Genomic DNA, 14158 nt, shown 5'->3' on the forward strand with positions numbered 1-14158 from the left:
AGCAATAATAAGGCGTCACAACCGGCTGGCAACCTTCAGGGTTGTTTTTCCGTTAAGAATAAAGTGATCGCCATAGGGATGAAGACATGCGCCGGACGAAAGCCGAGGCCGCAGAGACGCGGGAAACGATACTGGATGCGGCGGAATTGGCCTTTTTGGATAAAGGCGTTTCCAAGACATCGTTGAATGATATTGCCGAACGAGCGGGGGTAACGCGAGGTGCAATTTATTTTCACTTCCGCGACAAACCAGCCATATATAATGCCATAATCGACCGGATCAGGTTTCCACAGGAAGAGCTTATCGAAGAAGTGCAGAGCAATGATTCGGTTAACCCGATCGATGTCTTGGAAAAGTGTGCCTGTTCCTGTCTGGAACGTTTTGCAGTCGATGAACGCCAGCAGCGTGTCATGACCATCATAACATTGCGGTGTGAATATGTGCAGGAATTCTCGGAAATGATCTTGCGCCTTCGTCAGGCACATGACGGCATGTTGAATTTGTTTGAACGTATGATGTCGGTTGCAAAAAGAAGAAGCATGCTTGCTGATGACTGGGCTCCACAGGATGCAGCGCGTGTTCTGGTATCGGTTGTCGGTGGCGTTCTCAATGAATGGTTGAACGCAAGCCGGGAGTTTGACCTCATTGCATTGGGACAAAAGATGATTTTAACGCTTACATCTTCGTTTCGAAAGCAAACGCATCACATGGCGTGAAAACGCTTGAATAGCTCAGGAAGTTCAGCGATGGACGTTAAGATCATATCGCTATTGGCTTCCAACTGACTTTGTTCACCATTACCGGATAAAACAGCGATAGCCAGTCCGGCTCCACCATTACGGGCGGCGAGCATGTCGAGACCATTATCTCCAACCATTGCAATTTCGTCCACATCTAGCTGCGTTGCCTGTGCAAATGCAACAATCTGATCACCCGCCGGTTTCGGCTGCTTGACACTGTCATAGCCTAGATAAACATCAAACAGGTCGCTACAGCCAAGAATATCCATGGCCGTCAACGCACCATCGCGGGAGTCATTGGTGCCTATTCCGGTTTTGAGTCCCAATCTTTTCAACTTACGCAAACTTTGTTCCATACCAGCAACCGGTATGACCTTTTCCTTGGCTTTTTCGCTACAATACGCGCGATAATAACGAACCTCGTCTGCATGTGACTGTTCATCTAGATCAGGATGCCATAATTTGATGATGGACGAGACAGAACCTGCTGCAAGAACACTGTCGCCTATAAAACGCTTACGATTAAAATCGTAACCACCGGCCTCTAAAAGGGTACGCGCTTTATGTTCATCATTTCCAGCCGCACGAAGTGCCAAAGCAAAGGTTACCGGCGTCCAAGTCTGCTCAAAATCAATAAGCGTGCCATCCTTATCGAACAAGATGGCCTTTATCCGGCGAAGTTTCTCTTGCACCTTATTGGCTCCGTCGTGTTGTCACGTGACTAAGCAAGCCCATTGTCGAGCTATCACGGTCATGAGCAACCTTTTCTCCGCTGACCATAGGCAACAACTCGCTTGCAAGCTCTTTACCAAGCTCAACCCCCCATTGATCAAATGAGTTGATATTCATCAACACGCCTTCGACAAAAACGCGATGTTCATAAAGCGCAATCAAGCGTCCCAAAGAGAACGGTGTCAGTTTGTCCTGCACAATGGTTACACTGGGGCGGTTTCCGGCAAAGCTTTTATGTGGACAAAGATTTTCGGCACCGATCTGGTCCATACCTTTGGCAAGCATGGCTTCCTTGGCACTTTCAACACTGCGCCCACGCATCAAGGCCTCTGACTGCGCCAGACAGTTTGCTACCAGCATGTCATGCTGCTTTTGCAAATTCGGCTCGTGGCCATTGACCGATACAATAAACTCCACTGGTATAATATCAGTACCTTGATGCAGCAATTGGAAAAAGGCATGCTGGCCATTACTTCCAGGCTCACCCCAAACGATAGGGCCACTGACCGTCGTCAACGGCATGCCGTCGAGCGTCACATGCTTACCATTGGACTCCATATCGAGCTGTTGGAGATAGGCTGGCAACCGCGATAATCGTTGTTCATAAGGAATAATTGCCCGCGTTGGAAAGCCGCAAATGACGCGATGCCAATATCCGATAAGTCCTAAAGTTATAGGCAGATTGACGTTGAGGGGAGCATCACGAAAGTGCTCGTCCATAGCGTGGGCGCCAGCGAGGAACTGGCGAAACTGAGAACCACCAATAGCAATCATCACGGAAAGGCCAACAGCAGACCAGACTGAATAGCGCCCACCAACCCAGTTCCAAAAGCCGAAAACCCTTGAACTATCGATCCCGAAATCCGCTACCTTGTCGAGCGCTGTTGAAACCGCGACAAAATGTTTAGAGACGGCCAGTTCGCCCAACGCTTCGCTGACCCATTGGCGCGCTACTCGTGCATTCGCCATGGTTTCAGCCGTGGTGAATGTTTTCGACGCTATGATGACCAAGGTCGTAGCTGGATTGAGGGCTGATAATGTATCGACAATATGTGCACTATCCACGTTTGAAACAAAATGGCAACGCGGCCCATTATGGTAAGGGCGCAAAGCCAAGGTTGCCATAACCGGCCCAAGATCGGAACCGCCTATACCAATATTGACAATATCGGTGATTTTATCGCCGTTTTCACCTTTGTAGCTTCCATCACGAACGGCATCAGAAAATTTCTCCATTCTGCCAAGAACGTCCTGAACTTCTGATACGACATTCGTATCACCAAGCATCATCACGCTATCTGAAGGTGCCCGTAGCGCCACGTGCAGGACGGCTCGATTTTCCGTTATATTGATCGGCTGGCCTGAAAACATCGCGTCGCGACGTCCGGCTATGTCGGCTGCAAAAGCCAAATCGTCCAGAAGCTCCATCGTTCTCGACGTCAGAGAGCACTTGGAATAGTCAAATAAAAGATCATCGAAGACAAGTGAAAAGCGTTCAAAACGCTGGGAATCCTGCGCAAATAATTTGCGAATATCGTGCATATCGGGTTCGCCGGCATGCTGCTTCAAAGCTTCAACAGCTATATTGAACGTCTGTTCATTGCGAGGCATTGATGCATTCTCCCTTGTCTCGATGTTGGAAATTTAGGACCAAACTGTGGCAAGGGAAAGGGGGGGAGCGATCTTTTGCCCGTTTTTGTTGCAAAAGATATGATCTTCATGCGCGAGGTTGCGGTGAATAATTGCAAATGAGCAGCGTTGGAGCATTTTTTTTGCCCGAACGGGAGAAAATTCGCAAGCGGTATGGTTCCACCGTCAAGGTGTGCCAAAACAACCGACTGGCCGGTAATATCATTCACAGTTTTCCAGACATCCCGACCTTCCTCAAATGCCGCATTCATTATCTATTTGCGTATCTTGAGAAAAACCACAAAGCTTAGTCAGTGTTAGACGGGGTCGGCTGCCGCCAACTCTTTTTCCAGACGCGCTTCTTCTTCGGCACGCGGGCGAACAAACCGGCCAAGAAGAAGGTAGGCCACAGGCGTGACGTAAAGCGTAGCAACCGTTGCAAGGCCAAGTCCACCGACAATCACCCAACCCAGCGATATCCGCGCCTCGGCACCCGCACCGGAGGCTAAGACCAGTGGCACACCGCCCAAAATTGCACAGATCATAGTCATGCACACCGGACGCAACCGGATGTTCGCCGCATCCTCCACCGCTTGACGGACAGACTTGCCCTGATTGCGCAGCTGATCTGCAAACTCCACAATAAGAATGCCGTTTTTTGCCATGATGCCGACCAGCAATACCAATCCGATCTGGCTATAGACGTTTAAGCTGCCACCACTGATGATCATTGCAATAATCGCGCAGCCAAGGCCGAGTGGCACCGTTGCCATTACAATAATACCGGAAACAAAGCTCTCAAATTGCGCAGCTAGTACGAGCAAAATGATGATAAGGGCGAAACCGAACACAATGATCAAACCTGTTGACGTTTCATCCAATGTCGCTGCTTCTGCAAGCGGTATAATATAACTCCCCGGTGGCAATAACGGGGCTGCAATTTCCAGCACTCTTTGATAGGCATTGCCCAATGCAAAACCTGGCGCAAGATTTGAAGTCAATGCCACCGAGCGCATCCGTGACTCGCGCCCCAATTCCGGTGGTACAGGTTTTTCCTGCACAGTGGTGATTGCAGACATCGGCACAAAACGATTATCTGCTGTTTTCATGAAAATGCCTTCCAGATCAGTCGGGTCATTCACCGGATTGGTATTGGATACAAGCTTCACATCATATGAGCGATCACCGATATAAACGGACCCGATTTTCCGGCCATCAAGCATCGACTGAACCGCATTTGCCAAACCGGTGATGTCGATACCAAGATCTGTGGCTCTTTCACGGTTAATGTCAATGAACAGCTGTGGTTGTGTTGCTTCCACACTCAATCGCGGCTGAACAAACCGTGTATCAGCCTGCATGGCCGCAACAATTTTATCGGCCACCGGCTGAAGCGTGGCATAGTCTGTGCCCAGAATGGCAAACTGCAACCCCTGCCCTGCTCCACGGATACCGAGCGAATTGCCTTCTGCTGCAAAAACACGCACGGCGGGAAGGTGCTTCATCGCCTTATTGATGTCTTCAATAATCTCTTGCTGGCTACGGCTTCTCTCGTTCCAAGGAGCCAGCGACAGCATTAAAAAGCCATTATTTGACGAACCGAATGTGCCCGCTACCGAATAGGTATTTATAATTTCTCCATTATCACGCAACGGCTTTAAGGCGGTTTCTATTTGGTCGATCTGCGAACTTAAATAATCGACTGATATGCCCTGCGGACCATTAATGCGAAGGAATACTTGCGCCCGATCCTCAGATGGCGTCAATTCCTGCCTCAAGGTTGTATAGGCTCCCACACATAGAGCGGCAAAGACAATGGAAACACAAACAACGGTCCAAGGACGATTCAAACAAGCGCGCAACGTACGGGCATAAAAGCCCCCCAACACGCCGCCAACCTTTTGATAGATAACTGGGACATGATGTTCGTGAGATTGACCGGCATTACCTTCCTTCAAAAATCTTGATGCCAGCATGGGACACAGCGTCAACGCGACAACAGCTGAAAGAAGTATGGCAATCGCCAAAACGAAGCCAAATTCGCGGAAGAGCCCTCCGGCCTGCCCAGGCAGAAATGAAATGGGCACAAAAACCGCCGCTAACGTCAAGGTCGTAGCAACAACGGCAAAAAACACCTCTTTCGTACCCAGTACCGCCGCAGCACGCGGGCCCATGCCCATATTGCGACGGCGCACAATATTTTCCAACACGACAATGGCGTCATCAACAACCAGCCCCGTTGCTAAAACAAGTGCGAGCAAGGTCAGGATATTGACCGAAAAACCCACGAGGTAAATAGCTGCAACCGTACCAATAAGCGCAACGGGAATAGACAATGCGGGTATCAACGTCGCCCGCGCGTCCCAAAGAAACAGGAAAATAACAACCACCACGCTCAATACTGCTACAATAAGCGCGATCTCGACTTCATGGATTGCACCATTAATAAAGCTCGCATCGTCGCTTGTGATGGCAATGTGGACACCGGAAGGCAAAATCCGGTTTAAATTATCAACGGCTGTGCGCACGCCATTGGAAATATCGAGCGTATTGGATTGCGCCTGTCGGACTATTCCAAGACCAATACCTGTCTGCCCATTCACGCGCACGATGGATGTTTCTATATCCGGCCCCAAAGTGACATTGGCAACATCGCCTATCCGAACACGGGAATTCAGGTAAACTTTTTCGAACTCTTCCGGGGTGGAAAGATTTGCCGTTGCGCGGACCACAAGCGCCTGATCGGAGCTACGCAATGAACCGGCTGGCGCATCAAGCGCCATATCCGACAAGGTTTTAGTAATATCTGCAACAGTCAAGCCGTAGCTCGCCAATTTTGCCTGATCAATATCGATGCGGAAAATCTTTTCGCGATCTCCATTGACTTGCACATCGGCAACTCCCGAAACCGCAGACAGCGTATCGACTATCTGGTCTTCCGTGAGAACTGTCAGATCATCAACACTCATTGTCGGTGATGTAACAGCCAATCGCATCACAGCATCGGCATTTGAATCGGCCTTGACGATCCGTGAAGCATCCGCATCATCGGGCAGATCATTGGTCACACGCGAAATGGCGTCCCTGATATCGGCCGCCGCCACATTCAAATCAATACCGTCGTTAAACTCAACCGTCACACGCGAACGCGCAAAGGACGAGCGTGAAGAAATCGTTTTTACACCTGAAACGCGCGCTACCGCATCTTCCAATGTTTGGGTGATTTCACGATCGATCGTTTCTGCCGAAGCGCCATCAAAATCGGTGGCGACACTGATAACAGGGCGATCCACATCCGGTAATTCACGGATATCAACCCCCGTAAATGCCGCTAATCCCGCCACCACAATCAATGCATTCATGACAAAGGCAAAAACCGGACGACGGATGAACAACGCCATTAAACCGCCTTTATCGCCGGTCGCAGTATTTTTAACTTCAGATTGCTGCACACTCATTTTTTAGCTTGCCCGTTCACTGAGGCAGCCAAACTCAGATTTTCTGCAGGATTAGATACGATAACCTCACTACCCTGGCGGATATTCTGTACGCCTTGCGTAACAATTTTGTCGCCCTCTACAAGGGGAGCCCTGACCAGCACGGAATTGGTATTACGCTGTACGATGGAAATACCAACCCGCTCCACCCTGTTGTCGACAACACGCCATACATAAGCCCCCTCACCGCTCCACTGGATAGCCAAAGGATCAACCGTTGGAAATGGATCACCGGGGAAATGCAATGAAACGGCAAATGACATACCACCGCGCAGCGTATCTTTTTTATTGTCAATTTCAGCACGAATGCGCAATGTCCGGCTCTGCTCGTCGATCATATTGTCAATAGCGCTGATGCGACCGTTATATGTTTCGCCCGGTCGGGCAATAGACGAAGCCGAAAGCTCGTCGCCTATATGGATCAGTGGTGCAAACCGTTCGGGCACCCACATATCGACGAGAATCCGCTCGCGATTATCAATCCGTGCTATCGTCGTATCAGAAGTAACATAATTGCCTGCATCTACGGGCAAGATACCGACAATTCCGCTGATAGGCGCGCGGATCGTGCGTCTATCCAACGCAAGTTCCGCGTCCCGCAATGCCAGTTTTGCATTGTCGAGATTAAGCCTCGCTGTAATTTCCTGAACTTCCGTTGCTGTATTTGTTGCCCGCAACTTTATCGTACGTGCCAAAGTAAGTTCTGCGTCGTTGACTTGTACCTTTGCTCGTTCGACCGCGATTTCCTCATTATCAGAATCCAGTTTTGCAATCGGATCTCCAACGGAAACCTTTGCTCCGGCGCTGACAAATAATTGGTCCATAACGCCGCTCGACCATGGTGTAACACCGACTGTCGCGTCAGCACGGCCCGTTCCTATAGCACTTAAACGATCATTGATCAGGCGGGTCGTCACCGGTTTGACAACCACGACGTTTCCAGCATTCGTTATCGCCACATCGGCTTTCGAAGCCTTGGCAGGTGTATCGGCTACCCCAACCGGTATGGGCTGTTCACGCCGCCACTCAGTCCATAGATAACCACCGGCCAAAACAACAGCAAGAACAGCAACCGGAACGATCTTATTCAGCAATCTCATAATATACCCTGATCCAGAACGTCGCTTGCACGATTGACCTGTCAAATTTATTAAAACAGCGCTGGAGATTTTTCTCCAAGTGTTATGATATGGTGGCACAGAGTGGTCGCAGTCCAGTTAAATTTCGGTAATGCTGACGTTAAATGTAAAAGAGCCTGGTTGAGTTGCAAAAACCATTTGTCTCAAACACAATATATTTATAGAATGAATCTAATTTCTGACCGACATGTCCGTGGATATGTCTTCGTAAACGGGACCTGAATGGCTACAGAAGATATAACCGAAACGGCGCAGAATCCGACCGCCAGCATGACCCTTCGGCGCGGACATGCAAAAATTCCTTTGCATAGGCGGATGCGCACACGTTTGTTGCTTCTTATCGCTTTGTCGGTTTTCATCACCGAGATACTGGTCTTCATGCCTTCTATTGCAAGCATGCGACAGAGTTGGCTTGAAGATCGCCATCAATCCGCCGAAGCAATCAGCCTTATTTTGGCAGCAACACCCAACCGCCCTATCAATGAAGAATTGCAAGACAATGTTCTGGTTGCAACAGATGCTTTGGTGATCAGTATTTTAGAAGGTGACAACCGACGGGAACTGGCAGTCAATAAACGCCCCGAGAGGATCGATGAAACGATTGATCTATCAGTCTTCAGCGAAACCAAGGCTATACTCGATTCGTTTTCAACGTTGTTTTTCGGCGGTGACAAAGTTTTATTGCTGCGCGGCCCCATCACCGGCACGGATATCGGGCTTGAGATTACTGTTGAAGATGAACATTTGCGCGATGCGATGGTGCAGTTTACATGGCACTTCATCCTCATATCGTTGACAATAGCCATTGTGGCAGCCACGCTCATTTATCTGATCATACACGAACTTCTGGTTCGTCCACTGCAGAATATCTATGCGAATATGCTCGATTTTGTGATGGAGCCTGATAACCCGAGCCGCATCATGGTGCCGGAATCCCGACAGGACGAGGTTGGCGCAACACAAAGGCGGATTGCAGCTATTGAGATCGAGTTGCAAAAAAGCTATGCGCGGCAGAAGCACCTTGCCAATCTTGGACTTGCCGTTTCAAAAATCAATCACGACATGCGCAATATCCTGGCTTCGGCACAGCTCATGTCCGACCATCTGTCCGATGCGAAAGACCCGATGGTTCAAAAGCTCGCACCCAAACTGATCAAGGCCATCGACCGCGCCGTCAATTATAGCCAGAGCGTGATCACTTACGGCCGCACACAGGAAACACCGCCTAAGCGGGAGCATCTTGCGCTGCGTAAACTTATCGACGATGTGCAAGAGTCGTTGACTTTACCTGGCGCCGAAGAGGTGGAGTTTGAAAATTTTGTACCGGCAAATATTGAAGTTGATGCTGACAGCGAACAATTGCATCGCGTTATCACCAACCTATGCCGCAACGCCATTCAAGCGATGGTGGAACGTGGGCAAGAAGATCATTGTGTTGTGAAACGTCTGACCGTGCGCGCCGGCCGTATAGGGACAAGCACAATTATCGATGTTGAGGACACCGGCCCCGGACTTCCTCCAAAAGCGAAAGAGCATTTGTTTTCACCATTCCAAGGCTCTACCAGCCGCAACGGTTCAGGCCTTGGCCTTGCTATCTGCGAAGAATTGATCAGGGCACATGGTGGCGCAATCAAATTGCTAGAGGATGGGAAACCTGGGACGCATTTTGAAATTCGTATACCGGACACGCCGACATCTTTGAAAGAATGGCGTAAAAATCGTGACGCCGCTTCTGCTTCATAAGAAGAACAGTTGCGAAGACACTGCTGTTGATAAAAATTGACTTTTTTATGAATCTTCTCTTGCATTTCAGCAGCGAACCAATTAGGAACCGCATGTCTTCAAATGAAAGACAAATGATTGCGCACCCGTAGCTCAGCTGGATAGAGCACCAGACTACGAATCTGGGGGTCAGGAGTTCGAATCTCTTCGGGTGCGCCATTCTTTCACTCAGCTATTGTAAATATTCGTTCGATGACATGAAGTCCATGCAGCGTCGCAGACGTAGTTATTTCTGTATATTGAGTGAAAATTTGTTTTGTCAGCAATGCCTGCAAATCTCACAACGCATGTTCGTATTATCTGCGCCGTTTTGACGTTTTACCGCATAACCTTTGAAGTGCCTAAGGGAGGAATTCTTAGCTGTCGCTTCGCTCGAACTACCGCGTTGGTGGGCGTGTGGTTTTCTAGGATGGCTTTAGTTAATGGCGTGCATGATACGATGGATGGTTTCTACGAGAAACATAGTTAAATCATGGATGCCGTGAGAACTGTCTGCTCGTCCTCAAAACGTTAGATGCGGTCTCTGACATGATGTTGGAACAAACAAGATCTATTGGGTCGTGATGCTTAGTTGGGCATTGGGGTACCCAACTAAGCGGAGACAGTCATATAAAGCAAAGTGGGGTCAAAATTTAGCTTTAAAACCGACTGTCCCATTGAGTGAATAGCTATCGGCAAAGTCAGAGAAAGATGTTCTGCCATCTACCTCGCCATAGATTGAATAGGCATCATCCTTCCAATTATAGGATACCCCGCCACCAAGACCGCCCCAGAACCGGTCTGATCGGTTGCGGAAGTCTACATTGGTGACTGATACTTCCGTTCCATTCAGGAATTCATAGTAAAGATTACCAATGCCATAGGTCTTCAAACGGCGCATATCACCAGCTGCTGACTTCCATGCCTGTTCGCGATTAAATGCAAGCCCCAAACGTCCCGTCAAAGCATCGCCGTCTTCGCGGTTTACACGTCCACCATAACCATCATGAAAACTATCAAAGTCTACCGAGTTGTAGCTCAATTGCGCCTGTGGCGTCATTGTCCAGTCATGGTTGAGAACGATCTTCTTGCCACCCTCAAGGGAAAGTGCATAACCCGTTCCGTCATTGCCATTGACAAGATCACGATTGTTCAACCAGTCCGAGCGGACGTCCGTGTCGTACCACATCACCTGCGCAACACCATCAACATAGACGTCGTTTGCACCGTACCATGTCAATGTGCCGCCAACGCCATAACCATCTGTCTTGATCGACCCATCACCATAGCGCGATGAGACATCGGCTTTGGCATGTCCATATTGGAAGTAAATACCACCAACCAATTTTCCTTTGTCAGTATCGCTGGCAACGATGTCTAATCCCAATTGTGTCTTGATCATATTAAGGTCATAGTCTGACTTGGTCTTGCTGACGTCGGGATTTACGTGACCGGTCGAACCTTCAACCTTCATCCAGAAACCACGACCTTCCAACTCGTTTAACAAGGCCGTCTGAGCGTCGGCTGTTGTGGCCAACCAGGTCCGGTTGCCTACACGCTGTTCTAACGTGCCAAGCTTGTTCAACTGCTGCAAAACCTGAGGATACACCTCATACATTGGCACTGTCGCAGCATAAACCGGTTTGACTGGTTCAGGAATAACTGGATTCGTCGGATCGATCGGTGGTTCAGTTGGCTCGACATAGAGCGAACGCAGATACCAATCCCCAGCAAATGCACCCGCCTGATTGCCCGCATACAGCGAATAGGCATATGCACCACCGATAACAGCGGCCTGCCCCTCAAAGCTATAGTCGCTTTTTAAAGCAAAATTGCTTTTATCCGATGATCCGTCGACTTGGATAAGTTGGATTCCATCACCAACAGTTAATGCGCCCAAACCGTTGCGATTGAAAACCTGAACATTTGTCGTACCAGCCGCATTACCGGTAATGTGCAAGAAATCTGTCGGGGACTTGTCGTCGCCGAGCTGGGTATCGAACAGAACAGTTCCGCGATCACCGGCGTAATTTCCCGAGATTGTCAAAGTTCCGATACCATTATCACCAGGCGCGACGATCCCTGCATTTATTGTACTGCCTACCGTGCCGGTTCCTTCGAGACGCCCCTTATTGCCGATATTGACAGCGCCACCCAATACATTGTTGACAACCAGAGCTCCCCCGGTAATGTCCGTTTTTCCGCCGAAGCCACTACTATTCGCTGTTAAAACCGTACGCCCGGCTATTTGATGGATTGTGCCGTTTGTTGCTCCGTCAGTGGCCTCTGTTATTTGCGCTGAAAAAAGGTAATTGTCTGAAGTGTGATTGAAATTTATACTTCCCGAGCCGTTTCCGAAAACAATCCTCTCCCCATCGACAATGCCCGGCATCACAGCCGCACTACCCACACCTGCACCTATATTTAATGTGGCTGTCGTATTGGCATTAATTCGAGTAAGTTGTATGTCTCCACTACTTTTAAGAACCGCGCCATTGGATAAATTAAGGGTGGAATCGCCTCCACCATAAGCCAATGTCAAACCAGCAATGCTCAAAACCGAATTAGCCCCATCGACGGTGATGATATTACTTGAATTACCATTCTTGACGGTGCCAACGATAAGTTCATTATTCAGATTGACCGCACCGCCAGAAGTCACATTGAGCGTAGATTTTCCGACTTGTCCAAAAATAACACCATATTGACTGATTGCATTGAATTGCGAGCCGGCACCAGAAACATTGATAATACTGCCTTCGGTACCACCTCTAATTGTCACACTAAGTCCATCAAAATTTACGACACCACCGTTGGTGATATCCAAACGGCTGCTAGGAGAACTATTTCCACCGACAACCAATGTGACATCTCTCGAAATATTACCTTTACTGTCATTGATATTCCATTCAGAGCCTTGCCCGTCCACTATCACATGTCCCGAACTCGCAGCCGTACCGATAGCTAAAGAGGATGAAGTCGCGACTCCGCCGTTTTCGATTTTGAAGAGAGCTGCATCAGCACTAGCACCGGCAAGGGTGACAGGACCGACCCAAGTAGATCCTGCACCGCTTATTAAAACACTGCCATTGTTTGAAACTTTTTCGCTATATCCGACAAAAGTCATTACACTGGATGCATCTATATGCGCGCCATTACTGACCTTTATAGCGCCCTGACCAGATAGCCCGACATCGACGCTGGACAGGAACGTGACATTGGAACCCACTCCATCAACGCTCAAAGTGCCAGTAGCCCCGCTATTTTGCCCTAAAACAAACCGAGCTTGCGCGCCAAAACCTCCGAATGTTGCAGACCCGCCATTTGAGACAGTTAAAATCGCCACCCCATCTACACCAATAAAGGCTGTATCTTGAACAACCAGATTGGAACTCTTTCCGTCGACATGGATCGAACCTGTCGCATTCGCCTTGGAAACGGACAAAGTTTTTGTCGTAACTTCAGCACCATCTTTGATATATAGAACAGCTGCGCCAGCAACTGGATATTGCTGGCCATTTCCAACACCGAGCTCATTTGTGTTGGTCCAATAGCTGCCAACTCCGCTGATTGTTATGTTACTGGTTCCATCATAGCTTCCGAGATAGGAATCAACACTTTCAATAGCGCCGCCGTCATCAACAGTTATTGTACTTTTACCCGTCGCATTAGAAAACAAAGTACCTTCAACAATGAGTTTTGAACCCGCTCCGGAAATAGTCGTTACACTTTCTGATCCATCAATCGTTGCGGCCGATCCATAAAAAATTCCCGAAACAGGTGAAGCGTCCTTAAACACTCTTAAAGTCGCACCGTTGATAATATTGAGTGTAGCATTTGATGAATCCGCCAAAGTCACGAGACGCGCATCAACGGTAGCGTTATCAACCGTTAAATTAGCCATTGATCCAGCCGTTGCATTGGCTCCTATATTCAGTGTCGTAGCGATATGAAGTGCTGCGCCATTAGAAACGATCACTGATGAGTTTGATTGCTTGTTGTTTACAGATGAGCCGATAAACAAAACACCTGGATTAGAGGCAGCACCGCCAGCCAAAATATTTAATACAGTACCCGGATTGGATAGTGTATAAATAGCACCGTCAACCGTTACTCTGCCGTATTCTATCACTTCACCAGCATTATCGGTGGTATTTTTATTTATATCAATGTTCGTATCAGGATTAGCAAACGCATAGATACTATAAATACTAACAGTACTAAACAATGCAATGAATATTGATTGTCTATAAAATTTTTTTTTCAACAGCATTAAAGACAATATCGTGACTCCACATCCGATGATTTTTTTTCGAAGAAAAAATCAATATGCGAATATTGACTATACTTTTGGCAATCGAAATCTGACGAGCGTGGCGCGCGCACAAATATTACCCACGAGTATGAAGCGCATAAAGACAATGGGCATGGCAGATAAAGTAATGCTGCCCTACACAGACGCAAAACCACCTCAGCCAACACCAAAAGAAAAAAACGTGAACGAAATAGAAAGTCCGCTTTATTTAGGCGGCTTAATAAATTGCCCCTACGCTGGGGGGGGGGGGGGGGGGGGAAAAAAAAATTAAAACCAGCGGTAAACCACTAACCTCAAATCCAAACCCAACATATCTACCCGCACGATAAGCCAAAAATATCCCCT

At 48.4% G+C, this 14158-nt stretch carries 7 protein-coding genes and 1 tRNA gene; 3 read left to right on the plus strand and 5 right to left on the minus strand.

The features are described from left to right. Nucleotides 1-86 precede the first annotated feature (86 nt). Nucleotides 87-716 carry a TetR family transcriptional regulator gene (locus tag ACYSNS_RS11820; protein ID WP_461723363.1) on the plus strand — a complete coding sequence of 210 codons (630 nt, stop codon included), beginning with the start codon at nucleotides 87-89 and terminating at the stop codon, nucleotides 714-716. Here ACYSNS_RS11820 and ACYSNS_RS11825 read toward each other — a convergent pair. The 4 genes from ACYSNS_RS11825 to ACYSNS_RS11840 form a co-directional block, all read right to left on the minus strand. After that, on the minus strand, nucleotides 704-1432 hold the full coding sequence (locus ACYSNS_RS11825; RefSeq protein WP_461723364.1) for an HAD family hydrolase: 729 nt from the start codon (nucleotides 1430-1432) through the stop codon (nucleotides 704-706). The two genes, ACYSNS_RS11820 and ACYSNS_RS11825, sit on opposite strands and share 13 nt — an antisense overlap. Nucleotide 1433: 1 nt before the next feature. After that, on the minus strand, nucleotides 1434-3083 hold the full coding sequence (gene pgi, locus ACYSNS_RS11830; RefSeq protein ID WP_461723365.1) for a glucose-6-phosphate isomerase: 1650 nt from the start codon (nucleotides 3081-3083) through the stop codon (nucleotides 1434-1436). 335 nt (nucleotides 3084-3418) lie between these two features. After that, nucleotides 3419-6559: an efflux RND transporter permease subunit gene (locus ACYSNS_RS11835; RefSeq protein ID WP_461723366.1), complete on the minus strand. Its 3141-nt coding sequence runs from the start codon at nucleotides 6557-6559 to the stop codon at nucleotides 3419-3421. Next, entirely contained in the window at nucleotides 6556-7698 is a 1143-nt protein-coding gene (locus ACYSNS_RS11840; protein ID WP_461723367.1) for an efflux RND transporter periplasmic adaptor subunit, read from the minus strand. Before ACYSNS_RS11840 ends, ACYSNS_RS11835 begins: the two co-directional genes overlap by 4 nt. A 261-nt stretch (nucleotides 7699-7959) precedes the next feature. Here ACYSNS_RS11840 and ACYSNS_RS11845 point away from each other — a divergent pair, with 261 nt between their 5' ends. Continuing rightward, nucleotides 7960-9480: a sensor histidine kinase gene (locus ACYSNS_RS11845; RefSeq protein WP_461723368.1), complete on the plus strand. Its 1521-nt coding sequence runs from the start codon at nucleotides 7960-7962 to the stop codon at nucleotides 9478-9480. A gap of 121 nt (nucleotides 9481-9601) precedes the next feature. Continuing rightward, nucleotides 9602-9678, plus strand: a tRNA-Arg gene (locus ACYSNS_RS11850). Nucleotides 9679-10144: 466 nt separating this feature from the next. On the opposite strand, the gene ACYSNS_RS11855 is transcribed toward ACYSNS_RS11850, so the two are convergent. Continuing rightward, the gene (locus tag ACYSNS_RS11855) at nucleotides 10145-13630 is read right to left on the minus strand and encodes an autotransporter outer membrane beta-barrel domain-containing protein (protein ID WP_461723369.1); all 3486 of its coding nucleotides are present in this window, start codon (nucleotides 13628-13630) and stop codon (nucleotides 10145-10147) included. Nucleotides 13631-14158: the final 528 nt, after the last annotated feature.

This window comes from Bartonella sp. LJL80 (assembly GCF_054871565.1).

Coding starts and splice junctions, on each gene's coding strand:
- pgi (WP_461723365.1), bottom strand. CDS start 3,083: ATGCCTCGCAATGAACAGACGTTCAATATAGCTGTTGAAGCTTTGAAG.
- ACYSNS_RS11835 (WP_461723366.1), bottom strand. CDS start 6,559: ATGAGTGTGCAGCAATCTGAAGTTAAAAATACTGCGACCGGCGATAAA.
- ACYSNS_RS11820 (WP_461723363.1), top strand. CDS start 87: ATGCGCCGGACGAAAGCCGAGGCCGCAGAGACGCGGGAAACGATACTG.
- ACYSNS_RS11845 (WP_461723368.1), top strand. CDS start 7,960: ATGGCTACAGAAGATATAACCGAAACGGCGCAGAATCCGACCGCCAGC.
- ACYSNS_RS11840 (WP_461723367.1), bottom strand. CDS start 7,698: ATGAGATTGCTGAATAAGATCGTTCCGGTTGCTGTTCTTGCTGTTGTT.